This is a genomic window from Chryseobacterium defluvii (assembly GCF_003634775.1).
In the GTDB taxonomy this organism is placed as follows: Bacteria; Bacteroidota; Bacteroidia; order Flavobacteriales; family Weeksellaceae; genus Chryseobacterium; species Chryseobacterium defluvii.
The window spans coordinates 1-20,637 of the sequence record NZ_RBXB01000001.1 but is presented as its reverse complement, the minus strand read 5'-3'; the positions used below and the strand labels follow the sequence as shown (position 1 = coordinate 20,637).

At 36.5% G+C, this 20,637-nt stretch carries 21 protein-coding genes; 14 read left to right on the top strand and 7 right to left on the bottom strand.

Translation table 11 applies throughout. From position 1 onward, the window contains the following. Positions 1-38: 38 nt before the first annotated feature. From BCF58_RS00105 to BCF58_RS00095, 3 genes are all read left to right on the top strand, one after another. On the top strand, positions 39-629 hold the full coding sequence (locus tag BCF58_RS00105; protein WP_121459783.1) for a phage tail protein: 591 nt from the start codon (positions 39-41) through the stop codon (positions 627-629). 6 nt (positions 630-635) lie between these two features. Further along, positions 636-1,325: a T9SS type A sorting domain-containing protein gene (locus BCF58_RS00100; RefSeq protein ID WP_121459782.1), complete on the top strand. Its 690-nt coding sequence runs from the start codon at positions 636-638 to the stop codon at positions 1,323-1,325. A gap of 77 nt (positions 1,326-1,402) precedes the next feature. Next, positions 1,403-1,600, top strand: a complete 198-nt coding sequence (locus BCF58_RS00095) for a KTSC domain-containing protein (protein ID WP_121459781.1) — start codon at positions 1,403-1,405, stop codon at positions 1,598-1,600. A 50-nt stretch (positions 1,601-1,650) separates the two neighbouring features. Here the strand turns inward: BCF58_RS00095 and guaB are convergent, their stop codons facing one another. The 7 genes from guaB to BCF58_RS00060 all read right to left on the bottom strand — a co-directional run bounded on the left by guaB (position 1,651) and on the right by BCF58_RS00060 (position 8,001). Beyond that, positions 1,651-3,111, bottom strand: a complete 1,461-nt coding sequence (gene guaB, locus BCF58_RS00090) for an IMP dehydrogenase (RefSeq protein WP_121459780.1) — start codon at positions 3,109-3,111, stop codon at positions 1,651-1,653. Between the two features lie 171 nt (positions 3,112-3,282). Beyond that, entirely contained in the window at positions 3,283-3,780 is a 498-nt protein-coding gene (locus tag BCF58_RS00085) for a DUF4252 domain-containing protein (protein ID WP_121459779.1), read from the bottom strand. A gap of 12 nt (positions 3,781-3,792) precedes the next feature. Beyond that, positions 3,793-5,073 carry a DUF4252 domain-containing protein gene (locus tag BCF58_RS00080; protein ID WP_121459778.1) on the bottom strand — a complete coding sequence of 427 codons (1,281 nt, stop codon included), beginning with the start codon at positions 5,071-5,073 and terminating at the stop codon, positions 3,793-3,795. Between the two features lie 57 nt (positions 5,074-5,130). Further along, positions 5,131-5,793, bottom strand: coding sequence for a hypothetical protein (locus BCF58_RS00075; RefSeq protein WP_121459777.1), 663 nt, complete (start codon positions 5,791-5,793; stop codon positions 5,131-5,133). Continuing rightward, positions 5,768-6,229 (bottom strand): RNA polymerase sigma factor, encoded by a 462-nt coding sequence (locus tag BCF58_RS00070; protein ID WP_228434747.1) that lies wholly within the window; start codon positions 6,227-6,229, stop codon positions 5,768-5,770. Before BCF58_RS00070 ends, BCF58_RS00075 begins: the two co-directional genes overlap by 26 nt. Positions 6,230-6,375: 146 nt before the next feature. Then, positions 6,376-7,536 (bottom strand): GlmU family protein, encoded by a 1,161-nt coding sequence (locus BCF58_RS00065; RefSeq protein WP_121459775.1) that lies wholly within the window; start codon positions 7,534-7,536, stop codon positions 6,376-6,378. Between the two features lie 213 nt (positions 7,537-7,749). Continuing rightward, positions 7,750-8,001, bottom strand: a complete 252-nt coding sequence (locus tag BCF58_RS00060) for a type B 50S ribosomal protein L31 (protein ID WP_121459774.1) — start codon at positions 7,999-8,001, stop codon at positions 7,750-7,752. Positions 8,002-8,187: 186 nt separating this feature from the next. On the opposite strand from BCF58_RS00060, the gene BCF58_RS00055 reads away from it, so the two are divergent. The 11 genes from BCF58_RS00055 to BCF58_RS00005 all read left to right on the top strand — a co-directional run bounded on the left by BCF58_RS00055 (position 8,188) and on the right by BCF58_RS00005 (position 20,365). Next, a complete protein-coding gene (locus tag BCF58_RS00055; RefSeq protein WP_121459773.1) occupies positions 8,188-9,591 on the top strand; it encodes a hypothetical protein in 1,404 nt (467 codons plus the stop codon). Next, positions 9,591-9,917, top strand: a complete 327-nt coding sequence (locus tag BCF58_RS00050; protein WP_121459772.1) for a nucleotide pyrophosphohydrolase — start codon at positions 9,591-9,593, stop codon at positions 9,915-9,917. Before BCF58_RS00055 ends, BCF58_RS00050 begins: the two co-directional genes overlap by 1 nt. Next, complete coding sequence (locus BCF58_RS00045) at positions 9,917-11,140, top strand: WG repeat-containing protein (protein ID WP_121459771.1); 1,224 nt, start codon at positions 9,917-9,919, stop codon at positions 11,138-11,140. Before BCF58_RS00050 ends, BCF58_RS00045 begins: the two co-directional genes overlap by 1 nt. Before the next feature lie 16 nt (positions 11,141-11,156). Further along, complete coding sequence (locus BCF58_RS00040; protein ID WP_121459770.1) at positions 11,157-12,383, top strand: 3-phosphoshikimate 1-carboxyvinyltransferase; 1,227 nt, start codon at positions 11,157-11,159, stop codon at positions 12,381-12,383. Between the two features lie 2 nt (positions 12,384-12,385). Next, on the top strand, positions 12,386-13,186 hold the full coding sequence (locus BCF58_RS00035; RefSeq protein ID WP_262696979.1) for an SDR family oxidoreductase: 801 nt from the start codon (positions 12,386-12,388) through the stop codon (positions 13,184-13,186). Positions 13,187-13,217: 31 nt separating this feature from the next. Further along, positions 13,218-14,810 (top strand): BamA/TamA family outer membrane protein, encoded by a 1,593-nt coding sequence (locus BCF58_RS00030; protein WP_228434694.1) that lies wholly within the window; start codon positions 13,218-13,220, stop codon positions 14,808-14,810. Positions 14,811-15,070: 260 nt separating this feature from the next. Beyond that, positions 15,071-15,646 carry a hypothetical protein gene (locus tag BCF58_RS00025; RefSeq protein ID WP_121459767.1) on the top strand — a complete coding sequence of 192 codons (576 nt, stop codon included), beginning with the start codon at positions 15,071-15,073 and terminating at the stop codon, positions 15,644-15,646. 103 nt (positions 15,647-15,749) lie between these two features. Then, entirely contained in the window at positions 15,750-16,547 is a 798-nt protein-coding gene (locus BCF58_RS00020) for a hypothetical protein (RefSeq protein WP_121460996.1), read from the top strand. After that, entirely contained in the window at positions 16,540-19,290 is a 2,751-nt protein-coding gene (locus BCF58_RS00015) for a COG1361 family protein (RefSeq protein WP_121459766.1), read from the top strand. The genes BCF58_RS00020 and BCF58_RS00015 overlap by 8 nt, the downstream gene beginning before the upstream one ends. A gap of 1 nt (position 19,291) precedes the next feature. Next, a complete protein-coding gene (locus BCF58_RS00010) occupies positions 19,292-19,828 on the top strand; it encodes a hypothetical protein (RefSeq protein WP_121459765.1) in 537 nt (178 codons plus the stop codon). 9 nt (positions 19,829-19,837) lie between these two features. Then, positions 19,838-20,365: a hypothetical protein gene (locus BCF58_RS00005; protein WP_185144814.1), complete on the top strand. Its 528-nt coding sequence runs from the start codon at positions 19,838-19,840 to the stop codon at positions 20,363-20,365. Positions 20,366-20,637: the final 272 nt, after the last annotated feature.

Sequence of the window (20,637 nt, the reverse complement as noted above, 5' to 3'; positions counted from 1 at the left end):
GAAATATTACTTAACTTAGTAATCCTAAACTAACTATCATGAAAAAAACATTCTTAGCATGTACCCTGCTGATCTGCAGTGTATGTGCATCAGCTCTACAAGCACAAGCTGCTGAACCATTTCTTGGACAAATCGCATTCGTTCCTTATAACAAAGCTCCTAATGGCTGGGCCGATTGTAACGGGCAATTGTTATCCATTGCACAAAATCAAGCTCTTTTTTCTTTATTAGGGACTACTTACGGAGGAAATGGAACCACTACTTTTGCGTTACCCGATATGAGGGGAAGAGTTCTTATCTCTCAAGGACAAGGACCTGGATTAAGCCCTTATATAATTGGAGAAATAGGCGGTGCGGAAACGGTTACTTTAACCACCCAACAAATGCCTGCCCATACTCATACTGTGAATGCAGTAAGTGCTGAAGGAAACCAAAACTCTCCTACAAATAATCTTCCCGCCGATACGAAAGGATTGGACAAGGAATATTCTGACGCAGCAGCAAATACAACCTTGAAAGGAACCATGATTTCTCCTACAGGAGGAAGTCAGCCACACGAAAACAGACCACCGTTTGTTACATTAAGATGCATTATTGCTTTACAAGGTATTTATCCATCTTTTAATTAATAAGTTATGAAATCTTTATACTTATTGTGTTTGGCTTTCGGAAGTGTTATTTCCGCACAAACCATAACATTTAAAGGATGTTATAATATATTCGACAACCAGACCTATACCTTTACGAAAACCGGAGTAGATCCCCATGGGAAGAACATTTACATGACCACCCCTATAGACGGACAGTCGTGCAGCGGACTTGGAAGCTGTGAGTTTAAACTTCAATGGAACAATACCCTCACAAGATGGGAGTTCCTTGCAGATGAGGGATATGGAACCTTTACTTCGCCTTCATTGGTTTATTATAATTCCACAGGAAACAATGCTGCACTTAATCCGCCAAGCAATACTGTTGGAACCTGGGTGGAAAATACCACCTTCACTCAACAGGCGGGAGGATGCGGTGGAAATCTGACTGCCGCCAATTCTACTATGACAGGTGATGTACATACGACCACTCTTGCCATATCCGAAGCGGTAAAAAGAAAGATTCAAATTTTCCCTAACCCTGTTTCTGATTTTATTACCATTTCAGGTATTGATAATGGTAGGCTTATCCAGATTTACAATATTTCCGGACAATTGGCCTTATCTGAAGTTTTCGAACAAAAAGTGAATGTTTCTCAACTTTCTTCAGGAATGTATGTTTTAAAAATCATTATGAAAGATTCTGAGACCTATGAATTCAAGTTTGTAAAAAAATAAAATACTCTACAGTAAAAAGCTTTCGGAATCCGAAAGCTTTTTAATTTGTAAGGAATATTTTTTGCATATCATCTTATATGCCTTCTTCAGTGATACATCATTATTTATATTTTCCTGAAACTGAAATATTGCGTATTATATATCAGTCGGGGGCCGTGTATGATTATTTGAATGTCCCTCAAAAAATTCTGGATAATTTCCGTGCAGCACAGTCTAAAGGCAAATTCTTAAACAAAGTCATCAAGCCGGGATTCAAGTTCCGCAGGGTTGAATAAAAAAGCTCACAGAATCCCGTGAGCTTACCATACTATATATGTATTTTCTTTTATAAAGAATAATTCGGGGCCTCTTGAGTGATGATGACATCATGCGGATGAGATTCTTTCAATCCGCTTCCCGTAATTCTCACCATTTTCGTGTCTTTCTGTAGAGCTTCAATGTCTTTTGCACCACAGTATCCCATTCCGGCTCTTAAACCACCCGTCAACTGGAAGATCACATCTTCTAATTTTCCTTTGTGCGGCACTCTTCCTTCAATTCCTTCCGGAACGAATTTTTTGGCTTCACTCTGGAAGTATCTTTCTTTTCCTCCTCTTTTCATTGCAGAAAGGCTTCCCATTCCCTGATACGATTTGAATTTTCTTCCCTGGAAGATAATTTCTTCTCCCGGTGCTTCATCTGTTCCTGCTAATAGAGAACCCAACATTACAGCTCCTGCCCCACTGGCAATAGCTTTCACGATATCTCCTGAAAGCTTGATTCCTCCGTCTGCAATTACCGTTACATTTTTAGATTTAGCATATTCATATACGTTATAAATGGCTGACAACTGAGGAACCCCAACTCCGGCAACCACCCTGGTGGTACAGATAGACCCCGGGCCAACCCCTACTTTAAGAACATTGGCGCCTGCTTTGATCAGGTCTTTTGCAGCTTCTGCCGTTACGATATTTCCTCCAACGATATCCAAATCAGGATAAGTTTTTCTGATCTCTGCAATTTTATCCAATACTCCTTTAGAATGTCCGTGTGCGGAATCGATACCGATAATATCCACCCCTGCCTGAACTAGTGCAGCGATTCTATCTAAAGTATCTTCTCCAACTCCAACTCCAGCTCCCACGATAAGGCGACCGTTTTTATCTTTATTGGCATTGGGATATTCTAGTTGATTATCAATATCTTTAATAGTAATTAATCCAACCAACTTATTGTCTTTATCAACGATAGGAAGTTTTTCAACTCTGTTTTTAAGAAGGATTTCTTTTGCTTTTTCAAGGTTGGTATCTTTATCGGAGGTAATAAGCTTTTCTTTCGTCATGATCTCCTCCACTTTCATATCAAGGTTTTCCTGATACTTTACATCTCTGTTGGTGATGATTCCGATTAAAATGTTATCCGGATCTACCACAGGCAGACCTGAAATTTTATATTTGGCCATCATCTCTTTAGCCTGTCCTAACGTATGATCTTTTGAAAGGGTAACAGGATCGGAAATCATGCCATTTTCCGAACGTTTTACACGGTTTACCTGTGCAGCCTGTTCCGCGATCGGCATATTTTTGTGAATGAAGCCTAAGCCTCCGACTCTTGCAAGAGCAATTGCCAGATCGCCTTCAGTAACTGTGTCCATTGCAGCAGAAACTATCGGAACATTCAGCGTAATTTTGTCGGTAAGTCTTGATTTTAATGAAACCTGGTTAGGTAAAACTTCTGAGTAAGAAGGGACTAGAAGAACGTCATCGAAAGTGATGGCTGTCTCTACAATTTTGTTATGAATAGACATCTTTACTTTCTTTGCAAAATTAGGCTATTTTGGTGAGATATGAAAATTCTTTTTGATAGTTTACATAAAATTTAATAATCAATAACTTAAATCGAAAAACCGCTCCTGAATGAGAGCGGTGATCTACAAAATAATTTAGTATATGAAGTTACTTGCCTTTAATAGCTTGTGCTATTTATCCGAAACGGAACTGATCATTTTTGATATATCATCTGCCGTAAAATTCCCTTTTACATCTACAAAAACAAGATCTTTATCTGAATTTACCGTGATAAGCATATTTTTAACGGCATTCCCCTTTTGTTTCACTCTTACGTTTACGTCATCTCCATCATGTTTTATCGTTGCCCAATCTTCATAATTATTATCATTTAAATAGCGGGCATATTCTTTTAACATGTCTTTATTTCCGTTCTCAACCGTCAGTATTTTTATCTTTGAAACCTTTCTGACCAGTCTTATTACTTCTTCATCTTCGCCGTCTTCTCTTAATGCTTTTTTGATGTATGGTTTTGCTAAAAATAGCGGAACATTCATACTTACAAATTTTGCTCCTTTAAAATCATATTCAGAATCTGTAAAGAAGGCCATATTCGGTCTGTGAGAAACGCATGACTGTAGCAGAAACATGGTACAAATCAACAGAAAGACATTATTCAAAATTTTCATGGCTATTAATTTTTAGTTGATGGGTTTTAAGCTTCCCCCTGAAACTTTACTGATATCAGAATCAATTTCAGGATTTCCTTTATATTTTATCACTCCTCCCGATGAAGCTTTCGCTTTAAACTTATCTACTACGTTCACTGAAAGATTTCCCCCGGAAGTAGATTCCGCTTCAGCATTATTTACTTTTAATTGATCCGCTTTACAAAGTGCGCCGCTGTTGATATCGAATACTGCCGTACCGGCTTGACCTTCAATAGTTGTATTGGATCCGCTTGAGCCTTTCACAACAATATCTTTAACATTCATATTCGCTTTGACAACAGCCCCTGATGTAGCTTCAACCCGGGTATTCCGAGAGATATTAAATTTCCCTTTAATTATTCCTCCCGATGAAGCATCCAGAACCAGATCGTTCTCATTCACAGAATTCACAGTCGTAAAGCTTGATCCGGATGAAATTTTGATATTATTCATTTTTGGAGAAGAAACATTTACACTTAAATTCTTGAATTTTAAGTTTTTTGTTCCTTTGTTATCCACATATACTTTCAAAACTCCGCTTTCCACTTTGGTAATTACATATTGCAGCTTGTCCGCATCAGCAATTACTTTTACATTCGTAGGACTTTCCTGTTTAAAAACCACGCTCACGCCTGTGCTCACCTGAATTCCTGAGAACTCACCTACATTTCTGGATTCACCGCTCAAATAGGAAGATGTATTTTCAGATGTCAGATTACTTCTTGTATTACTTGTCGGATTATTTTTGGTTTCACTGGAATTGATGATCTTATTGACATCATCCATTGAAAGTTTCCCGTCCAGTTTTACCAGAATATTTTCTCCTCCGCCTGCATTTATACTTAACAGGAGATCATCAACCATTCCGTCAATTGCCTTTGAGGAAAGAAATTTTATTTTAGCACCGGAATTATTTACCGTCATAATTTCGCTGTAATTAAGATTTTTCAGATACGAAGAAATATCTTTACTTAGTTGCGAAAGGTTACTCTGGACTTTCAGAGCATCTGCACTGTTGGCATCTTCCGGGCTTTCCGTGATCAAAACCTTCAATCCATTAATTTTTGATAAAAACGGTTTGATCTGATCAAGCTGGGAATCATCAATATTCAGGCTGCTCAGCATTCCGAACATCGGTTTTGCAATTTTAATAGAGGTTACTCCTTCTACTTCCTGATACTTGTCAAAAAGCTTATCAAATTTGTCTTCCTGCCCATACATATTAAAAAAATGTGAGAAGGCAAGTGCGAATATTATCAGTGTTTTTTTCATGAGTCAATTTTAATTGTTTAGTTTGATTATTAGTGCCTGATCAGGAGCATCTTTATTTTAATAATCGTCATTCATTACTTTAGGTTGTGCCAGTGTTTCACTAACGTTGTTGGCCAATATCTGGAATGAATATTTAGTTACATTAATAGCTTCTTCCACGTTATCGATCCTCTTTCCGTTTACAATAACATAAGAGTCTTTATAACCTGTAGAATCCGTAGAAATTTTATTTTTATAGGAAGAATTATCCACAAATCTTGGTTTGGCTTCTTTTTTCAGTCTTCCTCTTTTGGGAAGGATCTCATCTAAAACATCTTTTTCCGCCATAGCCTTATCTTCGAAAATGGAATCTTTCCTGGCCCCGGAAATAGAATCTGTATGATTGACGGCTACCTGGTTCTGAAGTGTATGATTTTCGTTGATGAAATCATTTTTTTGTTTTAAAACTTCAGTCTGAACCAGTTTTGCCCGATCATTACCATCTGTCTCCTGATTATTATAGTTAAAAAGGAAACCTACACTAAAGATTAATATGAAACCTGCAGCCATCCAGAACCATTTCGGGAATGACGGTTGTTTCTTTTCGAGAGGGATTATTTTTGCATTTTCATTTTTGCCTTCAGCTTTTTGAAGAAAATCTTCAAAATCCCAATCCATTTTATCTTCCTTTAAAGTCTGGAAGATTTCATCGTATTTATTTTGAAATTGATCTTTGTTCATAGCTCATCAGTTGTGAAATTTGTTCTTTTACTTTTTGTCTTGCCCGCATAAGGTTTACCCTTACTGCGTTTTCTTCCATTTCCAGAAGTTCAGAAATTTCCGACACTTCATATTCTTCTACATCTTTCAAATGGATGACCATTCTTTGTTTCTCAGGAAGCTGGTTGATAAAACCGATAATCTGTTCTTTAAGATTATTGACTTCCATGCTGTACAGCTCAGACCGATGTAGCTGCATATCTGCAAAGCCTAATTTTACATCGTGGTGCTTCAGCCTGTTCAGGCATTCGTTCCGGACGGCTTTCAACGCATAGGATTTTAAATTCCCGAATTGTTCCAGCTCATCTTTTTTCTGCCAAAACTTAATCATAAGGTCCTGCACAACATCTTCTGCTTCATCACTGCTCATAACGAACCTTTTCGCAAAACGATACATCTCATTTTTGAGAATAAACACCGTATTCTTAAAGGTCTCTTGGGTCATAAGTTTTGTTTCTATTAATAAGACAATTAAAAAATGAAATCCATTACATCCGGAAATAAAAAAACTTCAAAAAATTTTGAAGTTCATTTATATTATACTTAATACGTATCAAAAATATGTTTTAAGATCGCTTTATCTTCATCCGTTAAAGCCACATTTCTTCTTGCCATAGCTCTTTCTGCTACTTCGTAGGCTTTATCCAGCTTAAACCTTTCATCATCTTTAAATCCGCCCCAAGAAAAATTCTCCACAAGATTCGGAGGAAAGCCTTCTTTAAAAATATTAGAAGCTACCCCCACAACAGTTCCTGTATTCAATTGGGTATTAATAGCTGTCTTAGAATGATCGCCCATAATTAAACCTGCAAATTGCAATCCCGTATCTTGAAATGCTTTCGTTCTGTAATTCCAGAATCTTACGTTTCCGTAATTGTTTTTCATGTTCGAGGAATTGGTGTCTGCTCCGAAATTACACCATTCACCAATCACAGAGTTTCCAATAAACCCGTCATGTCCTTTGCTTGAATAGCCGAAAATAATAATATTGTTGACCTCACCCCCGACTTTACATTGAGGACCGATTGTTGTAGCTCCGTAAATTTTAGCTCCTAAATTGAATTTGGAATTTTCTCCCAGTGTAATCGGGCCACGGAGATGACAGCCTTCCATCACTTCTGCATTTTTACCGATATAAATTTTTCCGGTCTTTGTATTGAGTGTGGAGAATTCTACATAAGCTCCTTCTTCTATAAACAAATCCTTTTTATCTCCAATAAATCCATTGGTAGAGGAAAGTTCCTGAGATATTCTTCCCCGGGTAAGCAACTCAAAGTCAAAATCGATTGCCTTATGGTTATAGGTAAATAAATCTTTTGGAGTTTTAAAAAATACCAGCTCTTCCTTAATATCTGTCATTTTTTCAATCTGGCTTAAGGAAAATCCTTTCATATTGATATGGGCGGCAATGAGCTCATCTTCGTAGACCAATGCCTCTCCTTGTCTGAGTTCCCTGATCTGCTGAATTACATTTTCAGTCGGGATAAAATTAGGCACTAAAAAAAGTCCTTCCTTTTCTTCAGGACTTCTGAATTTTTCCTGCAGATAATTTTCGGTGAAATAAGAAATTTCCGTTTCACCTAATATTTTCTGCCATCTTTCTGAAAAAGTAAGGATTCCGCATCGCATTTCTGCAACGGGACGGGTAAAAGTAAGGGGAAGAAAATCTTCCCAATATTGTGCATCTGAAAATACGATCTGCATTGTAATTGTATAAGAAGTTAGAGGTTAGAGGTCAGAAGCTAGAAGATGGAAGTCTTTATATTTTTTATACAAACTTCTGGCTTCTAATTTCTATCTAAGCAAAAATACAAATAGTAAAACTAATTTCTGACCCTGCCTTATAATTTCTCCATTAAAAGAATAAAAAAAGTCTTCCGGAAACCGAAAGACTTTATATGTTGTAGTAGCAAAAAATTACTTAGCGAATTTTTTGTATTTGTTCATGAACTTATCTACTCTACCTGCAGTGTCTACCAACTTCACTTTTCCAGTATAGAAAGGGTGAGACGTTGAAGAGATTTCCATTTTGATTAGAGGGTACTCTTGTCCTTCGTATACGATAGTATCTTTAGTTTCTGCAGTAGATTTGCAAAGAAACACCTCGTCGTTACTCATATCTTTGAAAACAACAAGTCTATAATTTTCTGGGTGAATTCCGTTTTTCATAATACAATTTTTAAAAAAATTAAAGTTTTTGCTTTCGAAATAGTAATGGATATTTCTCTGCTAATTTTAGGCTGCAAAAATACAACATTTTTTCTAATTTCCAAATCGATAAGTCAATAATTTTTAATTGATAAGAAATTTAAAGTATTTTCGTTACATTTGAAATCTGTTTAAACTTTAATTTCGATGAAATTCAAATTATTACTGGCTTTTTCCTTTTGGATGCTTCTTGTAACGCTATCATGTAATAAGGATGATATTACATTTGACCCTCCTTCTCAGTCATTAAGCTTTTCAAAGGATACTGTATTCTGCGACACGGTGTATCATCAGATCCGTTCTGAAACGTATGCGGTGAAAGTATATAATAATGAAGATAAGGATATTTTAATCCCGAGAATCAGTCTCGAAAAGGGAGCAACATCTCTTTACAGAATCAATGTGGACGGAAAACCGGGGTATGATTTCCAGAATGTTCCGCTAAGAAAAAAAGACAGTCTTTATATTTTCGTTGAAATCGCTCCGGAAGCTTCAGGACCTGAAGCTATTGCAGAAGATAAAATCATATTCTCTAGCCCTGCCGGACAACAGCATGTAACTTTATTTTCTGTGGTACAGGATGCTGAATTTTTCATAGAAACTCCGACTAATCCTAATGTTATCAGCAATCATACCACCTGGACCAATAATAAGGCCAAAATCATTTACGGAAATCTGACTATTAATCCTAATGTCACTTTAGATATACAGCCGGGTACTAAAGTTTATTTCCATAAAAACAGTGGAATGAAAGTATCATCCGGAGCCACCCTGAATATTAATGGAGCCCTGAATGATGAAGTTGTTATCCGTGGTGACAGAAACGACCCTAAGTATGATACGATTCCTAAAAACTGGAATTCTATTACAATGGAAGCCAACTCGACACTGAATATGAATTATGCAAGGCTTTTTGGAGGAACGAGAGGGCTTGAAATGAAGCAAACCAACGCTACTATTACCAACTCATTTATTCATACTTTCTATGAATTTGGTATTTATGCCGTAAACTCTACCGTGAATGCCAATAATCTTGTGATGAATAACTGCGGAGAATCCTGTATAGGTATTTTTAAAGGCGGTAATCATAGCTATACCCACTCTACGATTGCGAATTATTCTGAAATAATGAGTTCTTTAAACAGACTGAGCCTTTTTGCCACCAATGAATGGAAAAATGAATCGGGGCAAACTGAATTGGGAGCCCTTCATCTTAATATGAGAAACAGTATTTTCTATTCCGACAGGGATAATGCCGTGAATTTTGAACAAACCCCTAACCAGCTATTTAATTTTCTCATCCAAAACTGTTTGCTGAAATATTCAAATACTTCTGATGCAGGATTCCAGTTTGATCATACAGATGTGGTTCAGAGTTTTAAAAATGAAGACCCGCAATTTGTTAATTATTTTACAGCCCACCTGAATTTAAGAGTAAAAGCAACTTCACCTGCTAGAAATAAAGGAAATGTTACCGTTGCCGGAACGGTTCCTTTTGATATCGTCAACGTATCCAGAACGTCTAATCCTACCCTTGGAGCTTATCAATAATGGAAATTACGAATTTGCAACAGCAGGTAGACGAATGGATCAAAACCATTGGAGTCCGGTATTTTAATGAGCTTACCAATATGGCCATGCTTACGGAGGAAGTAGGCGAAGTGGCCAGAATTATTGCACGGAGATATGGAGAGCAAAGTGAAAAAGAAAGTGACAAGAATAAAGATTTAGGAGAAGAACTTGCAGATGTATTATTTGTTACTTTATGTTTAGCCAATCAGACCGGAGTAAATCTGCAGGAAGCATTTGACAGAAAAATGAAAGTGAAAACTGACCGTGACAAAGATCGTCACCAGAACAACGAGAAGTTGAGATAATGAAAAAACAGCTCACATTTATATTCTTTTTTACCTGTATATTATATTTTTGCCAGATAACTGTTCCTTACAGAACAGGAAATAAGTATGGGATCTCTGATGAATCCGGAAAGATAATCATTCCCGCAAATTATGATATCATTGATGTGCTGATGTACCCCGGTGAATTCACGGCAACAAAACAATTGAGTGGCAACGTTTTTAAAACAACTTATATAGTTAAAAACAAACCCGTATTACAAGACACTGATTACAATTATTTCGGTATGGACAGCGGGTTTATCATTGCAACCAGGATAAAAGATCTGCAGCAATATTATATGTCTAACGGATCTCCAAGTTATAGCTCTACAGACGTATATTCTTTGAGTGGCCAAAAAGTTTTTGAACAGTCTTTCAGATACGTTAATTTTATTGAAGACGAAAAAAAGCCCCTTACCAATGAAATTCTCGTTCTGGCCAATGATCAGAAAGCAAAGAATTCATTGTATTTACTGAATACTAAAACATTAAAAGTTTCTAAAACTTTTTTTGAAGGGGCGGATGAAGTTAAAACCCACTATGAAAAATTTCCGGCAGTTTTTTCCATAGATTATTATGAGACGGATCTCAGCGGAAAGAGGTTGATTTTGAATTTTGAAAACGGGAAGCTGGCTAAGCAGACTACGGAAAATATTCAGTCCCTAGACCCTTATTCTTCTCAATCTCGTTCTTCATCAGGAAGTTATGACGTAATGCCTACCTATGATATGGAAGGTATAAAACAACCCCCTGTGAAGATTGCAGATCATGTTATTGCAGAAATGAAAGATATTTCAAATTCAAAAAAATACACACAGCCTTATAATATTCCCGTCCTTTCAGTAAATTCAAAAAAATTATTAACAGAGTATTTTGCTCTTATTAAGGAAAACGGAAAGATAGGATATATGGATACCCGAAAAAAACAATGGATCATTCCGGCAGAATATGATGAGATCATGACCTCTCACTCTACCTGTGGAAACTGTGATGTATTTGTAGTAAAAAAAGGAGGAATATATAAAATTCTGGAAACAGGACCGGATAATAAGCTTACCCCATTTAAAGGGGATTATCCCATGATTCCTGTTCTTGTAAAAAGAAATTACGGAAAAGACGGCTTTCATCTTGTAGAGTTGTATGATAAGGACGGAAACCTGTTCTGCTATGCCAACCAAGATGGAGTAATGTATTATAAATAATGAAGTTAATATAAAAATGAAGCTAGAAAAATCACAATTAGCAGACAACAAAACCATACAGATCAGCGGTTCGAAAAGTATTTCGAATCGTTTGTTGATTTTGGAAAGTTTGTTCAATAGTATAAAAATGGGCAATCTGTCCAATTCCCAGGATACCCAATTATTAAGAAAGGCGCTTTCTGAAAGTTCAGAAACGGTGGATATTCACCATGCGGGTACGGCTATGCGTTTCCTTACCTCTTATTTTTCCATTTTTGATGCTAAAACCACCATTCTTACCGGTTCAGGAAGAATGAAGGAAAGACCTGTTAAGGATCTTGTAAATGCTTTAAAGGATTTAGGTGCGGATATAGAATACCTGGAAAACGAGGGGTTTCCTCCCCTAAAAATTACCGGAAAAAAAATCACAAAAAGTAAGGTGAATGTTCCTGCGAATATTTCAAGTCAGTTCATAACTTCTTTGTTGCTTATTGCAGGCAAACTGGAAAACGGCCTGGAAATTAATCTGGTAGGTGAAATCACTTCAAGATCATACATCGAAATGACACTGGATATTTTAACCAGATTGGGCATTAAAAATAGTTTTAACGGAAATACGATTAAAGTAGCTCCTTTTGAAACCCATGATGAACCTGCGGATGTGAGTTATGAAGTAGAAAGTGACTGGAGTTCCGCTTCCTATTTTTATTCGTTTTGTGCCTTAGGAAGACAAACCATTCATCTGAAAAGTTTTTATCAGGAATCTACTCAGGGAGATTCTGCCATTGCAAGAATTTATGAAGATTTTTTTGGAATCAAAACCATTTTCTCAGCAGATGATCACAAAATAACATTACAGCCTGATCCGAATTTTTCATTTCCGGCAAAGATCGTTCTGGATATGAATAATTGCCCGGACATTGCACAAACTCTTTGCGTAACCGCTTCCGCACTTCAGATTCCATTTGAAATTTCCGGATTGGGAACATTAAGGGTAAAGGAAACTGACAGGCTACTCGCCTTATATAATGAATTGAAAAAAATAGGTGCTGAAACAGAAATTACAGAGTCAACTATTCAATCTGTAAGTTTCGGAGAAGCCGAAGAAAATATTTCCATTAAAACATATCAGGATCATAGAATGGCAATGAGTTTTGCCCCGTTCTGTCTTATAAAAGAGCTCAATATTGAAGATGAATATGTTGTGGAAAAATCCTATCCGGTGTTTTGGGAAGATCTTCAAACTATTTTAGTAAAAAACTAATTATGAACAACGCTCAGGTTATTATTATCACAGGAACATCCTCCGGAATCGGCTTCGTTTTAGCTGAATATTTCGGAAAGAAAGGCCATAAAGTATATGGATTAAGCAGGAAAATGATGGAAAATCAATATTTCAAATCCATTCCTACTGATATTACGGATCATTCAGCGGTACAAAATGCTATTGCGGAAGTTTTAAAAACTGAAACACGAATTGATATATTGATTAATAATGCAGGAATGGGAATGGTAGGTGCCGTGGAGGATTCTACAAAAGAAGATATTCTGAAATTATTCAATCTGAATCTGGTAGGTGCCGTTCAGATGATGAGCGCTGTTTTACCCAAAATGCGTGAAAATCGGTTCGGAAAGATCATTAATATTTCCAGTATCGGAAGCGAAATGGGATTACCTTTCCGTGGATTCTATTCTGCTTCCAAATCAGCTTTGGACAAAGTAACTGAAGCTATGAGATATGAAGTTTATCCCTGGAATATTGATGTTTGCTCTCTTCATTTAGGTGACATTAAAACCAATATTGCAGAGAACAGGGTGAGAACAAAAGTGTCTGAGCCTTACCGAAGTGTCTTTGAAAAAGTGTATTCTTTAATGAATGCTCATGTAGGTGATGGAACAGAACCTTTGGAAGTGGCCGGATACATTGAATCCCTCTTGAGTAAAAATAAATGGAAAGCTCATTATTATTTTGGTAAATTCGGGCAGAAAATAGGAGTTCCGTTAAAATGGATCCTTCCTCAGGGAACTTATGAAAATCTAATGAAGAAATATAATAAACTGGACTAGTTTTAGTTTTTAAAAGAGTTTGAAGCTGTTTTTGAAAATATTTTTTGTATTGTTCTGTGTTTTTATTCAGGCACAGAAGAAACAGTATTGGCTTATAGATTCACAAACGAACGTCAAGAAAAAAGTTAAGGATTCTGCCTCTGCCGTAAAATTCCTGGATTCATTGGCCCAAAACAATTATTTTTTCACGGAGCTTAAGGAAATAAAAATAAAAGGAGACAGTACGGAAATTATTTATGATAAAGGCAAAAATTTCAATGAAACGTATGTAGACCTGTCCGATTCCATTGTTCAAAAAACAAAGGCCCAGAAAGAATTTTTCACCAAAAATTTAGATTCCACCAAAAAGAGCATCAATAAAAAATATATTGATGAGGGATATTCTTTCAGCCGTATAAAATCCAAATATAAGGGTCAGAAAAACGGGTATCCCGTAGTGGAGCTTGATATCAATAAAAATGATAAAAGGACTATTGACGGCTTCGTAGTAAAAGGCTATGAAAGGGTTCCGAAAAGATTCGTTAAAAACCTTGAAAAGGATTTCAAAGGCAAAACGTATGATGACAGGAATCTTATCGCCATCAATAAGAGTTTCCAAAGCCATCCCTTCGTTACGTTAGAACGTCCGCCGCAAACCTTATTTACAAAAGATTCTACCCGGATCTATCTTTTCATGGAGAAAAAAAAGACCAATACTTTTGACGGGGTTATTGGTTTTGGGAATGATAAAACGGATAAGTTTACTTTAAACGGTACCCTGAACGTCAATTTCAGGAATATGTTCAACGGGTTTGAAACCATTAATTTATATTGGCAGAGAAACCCTGATAAAGGGCAGACTTTTGATTTGGCAACGGATATTCCTTATCTTTTTAAATCCAATGTAGGATTGAATATGAAGGTGAATATCTTCAGGCAGGATTCCACTTTCGCGAATGTGAAGGCGCTACCTGCTCTTTATTACCATCTCAATACCCGAAATAAAATCGGCCTTCGGGGCACTTTTGAAAGTTCAAGCATTATCGATACCTTATATGTACAGGGTAAAGACTATAATAAGCAAGGGATCGGGATCTGGTTTGAAATGATAGAACCCAGCGATATTGACCTTTTCCTCTATAAAACGAAAATCAATGGGGGCTACGATTATCTTATGACCACTTATAGCAAAGATCATATTAAAGCCCCACAAAACCAGTTTTACTTTTTTGGAGAACATAATTATAACATCAATGGCAACCACTTTCTCAATATAAAAGCGGAAGGCGCCATGATGGACTCTAAAATTGAATTTTCCGCCAACGAATTATACCGTTTCGGGGGATGGAATTCTATGCGGGGTTTCAATGAGAACTCCCTGGCCGCAGATTTCTATTATTACGGAAGCTTAGAATACCGGTACCTGATCGGAAATCAGGCCTTCTTTGACGTTTTCGGGCAATATGGACAGCTCAACAATAAATCTCTGAATGTAAAGCCCAAGCTTTATAGCGTAGGCCTCGGCTTCAATTTCTTTATTCCCCTCGGGCTTATGAGCTTCCAGCTTTCAAATGGTAATGAATTCGGAAACCCTTTTAAATTTAATGATATTAAAATCCATTGGGGAATTTTAAGTAGATTCTGATTTATCCTAAAAAAGCATAAAAAACCTTACATAAAAATATGTAGGGTTTTTATTTTTTTATAGAAAAGGTTTAATCATTATCCTGCCACAAAGCAAAATAATATTATTTTAAATATTTTTTAACAAAATGAATTTATAAGTAATTATTTAATATATATAATAAACTATTGAAAATCAATAAACAATATAAAAAAACTATTGATTTTTATTTCATAATTCTGCAATTATTATTATTTTCACTTTATTAAACTTTAAATACCATGAAAAAACACAAGCTTTCTTTTTTATCTCTAATTGCCTTAGCCTTCTCTATTCATATGAATGCTCAGGACACCAATACAGATAATCATACAATTGGAATAACTATTCCTGAAGTTGCATTGGTAGATATAGAACCTGCGGCAAGTAAAAATATCACTATGGGATTCACCGCACCTACTGAAGCAGGTTTGCCTATTACACTTACCGGAACTAACAATACTCTTTGGCTTAACTATTCTTCGATAAAATCTGTTGCAGATGCTACCCGTACCGTTTCTGTAAAGTTGAATGCCTTGATCCCGGGTGTAGATATCAAAGTAACTGCGGCGGCGGCTTCCGGCTCCGGTGCAGGAACATTGGGAACCCCATCAGCTCAATTAATTTTAAGTGCTGCAGATCAAACCATAGTTTCAGGCATTGGAAGTGCTTATACCGGAGATGGTGTTAATAACGGGCATAATCTTACTTATACACTAGCCCCGGGAAGTGGTTCCGGTTCAGTAGCTTCATATGCGGACCTGGAAGCAACTACTACTGCAGTTGCTACAGTAACGTATACAATTTCTGATAACTAGCTTTAAAATAGTAGAGTTTTCATATTAAACACAGGAAGAAGCTGAATGATCAATTTCTTCCGAGTTTTCTGTTGCCTTATTTTTAATAGTAAATTTTATAATGATGATAAAGCGTTTTTTGTTTTTTGTTGTTCTGTTGTCACAAATTGGTTTCTTACATGCAAGTATTGTAATTCTTAATGGTCTTACACACCATTATAAAGTAGAAGGCGGAAAGGCTTATAAAGGGAAGATCAGTATGGAAAATACTGACAATACACCCCAGAATATAAAAGTCTATTTGCAGGATTTCAGTTATAAAGCGGATGGTTCAATCAACTACACGACTCCACATACCAACAAAAAGACCAATGCTGATTGGATAAAGCTCAATACCAATCTGCTTACTTTAAAAGCTAAAGAAAAGGCTGAACTCTACTATGAAATTACGGTTCCGGATCAAATTGATCAGGCCGGCAGCTACTGGAGTGTTATTATTATTGAACCGGTAGAAGATATTCAACCGAATAACAAAGAGGGAATCAATATTACCTCGATTGTCAGGTATGCCATTCAGGTCATTACGGATTATGATTCGGAAAGAGCCAAACCTGACCTTGCATTTGAAAGTGTAAAAATTGATAAAGAGGATGGCAAGCATATCTTAAAAATTGCCATTTCAAACAGAGGAGATCTCTATTGCAAGCCAACAGCAACCGTTGAGGTATATAACCGTAAAAATGGACAAAAAGCCGGAGTTTTTTTAAGCCAGGCCATGGGTTTATTGCCTTCAACATCCAAGTTGTTTTATATAGATATCAGCAAACTGCCTCAGGACAAATACAATGCCGCCATCATTGCAACAGATGAAGACGAAAATGCTTTCGCCCTCAATGTGGAATTAGAAGTAAAAAATGATTAAAAATTGGGTTTTATTATATCTTATTCTTCTTTTCCCGGCACTTATTTTTGCTCAGAAACAAACTCATGATTTTGTCAACAAAAAAGATAGTCTGCTGCCGGGAACATCTACTTCTATTTCTTTTACAATACAAAACATTTCTGCGGAACAAAAAATATATAACATTCGTGTAGAAACTTCAAATCTTCATATTATTCCGATATCATCTAAAAATGAACTTACAGTTTCTGGCGGTGAAAGCAGTGTTTATATAGTTCCTCTGCGTATTGCAGCAAAAGCACCACAAGGAAAATATATCATCACATTACATATTTCTGAAAAAAACAGTGACAATATTTTTACCCAGTCTTCCGAAATAACTGTATTGGGAAGTAAAAAACTCTCATTCACACTCCTGGATTCCCCCGAATTCATAAAAGCAGGAGAAACCATCACGGCCAGTTTTCTGCTAAAAAATAGTGGAAATAGTACACAACAAATTACTTTGGAAAGTAAAAATGCCACCATTAGTGAAGGTTCAACAATCAGTCTTTCTGCAGATGAGGCAAAAATTATTACTATTCGTAAAACTACCAACCCCGATCTGGGAAAAAATGAATTTCAAAATCTTGATCTTACGGCTTATTCCTCCGATACTTTTAAAGAGCCTCAAACAGTCTATGCAAGCGTCAAGATTATTCCGGTAAAGCCTGTTGAAGAGGATATATTTCATCGTCTTCCGGTTGCTGCAACTTTGTCATTTATCGGCATGCGAAACAGGGGGGCCTATGATGATGGTTTCCAGGGAGAGCTATATGGTAAAGGAAGTTTGAATGAACAAAACAAAGACCTCCTTGAATTTCGGGCAGTAACACCCAATCCTGTTGAGTTCAATTCTTTTACACAGTATGAAGAATATTTTATCAATTACAAACGAAATAATTTTTTTATTCATTTGGGAGACAAAACCTATTCTTCATCGTTCTTAACTGAATTCGCACGATATGGACGGGGAGCGGAAATACGTTTTGATTTAAAAAGAATCACCATAGGTGGGTTTTACAATCATCCAAGATTTTTCCGTGATATCAAAGATGAATTTAATGTGTATTCCCGGCTGAAAGTGGGTAAAGAATCTGAAATTACAGCAGGATATTTACATAAAATTCCCAGACAGGATGGAAGCAACTTTAGTTTTAATAATATTGCATTGGATTCTCGGGTACACCTTCCTTATTTGACGGGAAAATTTCAATTGAATAAGAACTTTGATATTTCAGGAGAGCTGGCCTATAGCAAAACGAATCATACTGAGGGAAATGCCTTTATGATACAAGCTCAGGGAAATTACAAAAAATTTACCGGAAATATAATGTATATGAGAGCAAGTCCGCAGTTTACCGGCTATTTCACGAATACCAATACTTTGAATGGGAATCTGCAGTATAAACTGTCTAAAAAGATAAATATCCTGGCTCATTATATAGAAGATGCGAGGAATTTCCAAAGAGATGCTTTATTGTTGGCAGCCCCCTATAGAAAGTTCTTTCAATACGGCATCAGTTACAGGTATATGACAAAGGGAGTTCTTATGTTTTACAATGGGTATCAAAAATATGAAGATCGCCTGGAGCCGAAACAATTTGATTATGATGAATCATTTTTTAAAATAAGCCTTGATCAGCAAATAGGAATATTTCAGCTTAATCTTCAAAGCCAGTTTGGCACAACGGAAAACCATCTTACCGGTTTTACAGGAAAATCAAGTTTTCATACAGCCAATATCAGCTTTGAAAAATTTAAAACCTCTTTTAATCTATATGGGAGCTATGCCATCACATCCCGTTATCTGATGCAAAACCAGAAGCAGATTTATTATGGAGCCCGGTTGATAAGCAGATTTTCTGAAAAAACTTACTTCAGCCTGTTTTATCAGAACAATTATCTTCCAGAAGAGTATTTTAATGATCGTAATCTCTTTGAAGTTCTTTTCCATCAACAGCTTCTTCCTGGTCACGAATTTGATGTATCCGGACGTTATACCTTACAACGTGGTGAACTTGGTAATAAAGATTTTATATTCTCTTTACGGTATACATTGCGTTTCAATGTTCCGGTAAAAAAAATCGCGGAGTATACTACATTATCAGGAAATATAAATAATCTTGGTGTTAAACGTACCGATGGTATCAGATTAATTCTTGGTAATCATCTGTCCGTTACCGACAAGGATGGTAATTTTATATTTAAAAATATTGCTCCCGGCGAATATTTTCTTGAAATAGACAGATCAACTACAGAAATTAATGACATTCCGGATATTCCACTCCCAGCTGCGGTAAGTCTTATGAAGAAAGAGAACATCTTTAATTTTGGTTTAACAACGGCGGCTCATATTCAAGGAAGTGTCCGCCTTAAAGAGCTTATAGATAATCAGACCCGTTTTGCTCAATTTCCCTTAAAAAATGATAAAAGAAAAAAAGACAATATTATTATAGAAGTTTCTAACGGAAAACAAACCTATCGGAAACTATGTATGATAGGAGAGAATTTTGACTTCACCTATCTGCGGCCGGGAAATTGGATGGTAAAAATATACAGAAACGGACTAGACAAGCGCTATAAGATACCCATAGATACTTTTCAGGTTATTTTAAAACCTTCAGAAACTAAAAACATAACCATTAATGTAATAAAACAGCAAACAGAAATTAAATATCAACAGGAACCCATAAAAGTAGGCTATAATGAAATAAAAAATTAAAATGAAAACGATTTGCCATATATCATTTATTATCTGCTCACTTTTCGCAAACACCCTCTTTTCTCAAACTACAGGAAATAGAAATGTTTCTGTGACACTACCTGTTGTGACGCTATTAGATGTTGAGCCGGCTGGAACTATCACACTGAACTTTACTGCCCCTACCGAAGCAGGAAGAGCAATCGTAAATCCGACAGGTAATACATCCAAATGGATCAATTATACTTCAGCCATTGCCCCCGGAGGGCTTAGCAGACAAATAACGGCATCCATTAACCAAACAATTCCGGGCGTAGACATCAAAATACAAGCAGCCACTGCTTCCGGGGCCGGTGGCGGTACATTGGGGACACCTACAGGTCAGCTGACAATTACCACAACTCCGGTAACCATTATCAATGGAATTGGGGGGGCTTATACGGGGACCGGAACCAATAATGGTCACAGACTTACCATAACAATTGCACCTAATAACTATTCTAATTTATCCGCTGTTAATAATTCATCTGTTGCTATCACCTATACTATCACAGAATAAAATTGAGAAATGAAATTGAATACTTGTTTTCAAAGAAAAAATATATTCCTGAGGAAATGTCTATGCATTGCTTTGTTAATGACGGCTGCCCATCTTATAAATAGCCAAACATTAACTGTAAGTGGCAGTAATTGGTCAGTAAGTGTACCTTCCATTACTGAAGCTGGAAGCAACTATGGGGGGACATATGAAAGTTCAACCAATCAAATACTTCTTACAGCAAGTGTCCCTTTGCTATTAGGAAGTGGAAAGGTATCAGTACATTATGAGGCGAACCCTACATGGCATAATTCACTTATACTGTCTGTAAGAAGAACCGGAAACGGAACAACTCTTTGTGCTCTCTGCAGCATAAGTGGTGGAACTACTTATCAGACAGTTACCCAAACTGATATTGAATTATTCAGAATTCAGGCGGTTTTAGCACTTGCTTCCTATAGTAATATTCCCATCCAGTTACAATTAAGCGGTGTTTCCGTTACGATTCCAGCCAGTAGCTATCAAAGCAGAATGGTCTTTACCATCAGTGCCCTTTGAGTAGTTGTCGGGCTATGGAGGTAATCTGATTAATCACCTCTTTCCGACGGGTGGGTAGAGGGCAGATGATACATAGGGTGTACTATATGTATAATGTATAATGTATAATGTATTATGTATTATGTATAATATACACTGATACCACATGTGCCTATACGTATAGTCATAGTCATAGTCATATGGATATAAAACAAAAAAACCTCACACATTACTGTATGAGGTTTAAAAATAAAAACTGGCGGCGACCTACTCTCCCGCTTTCGCAGTACCAT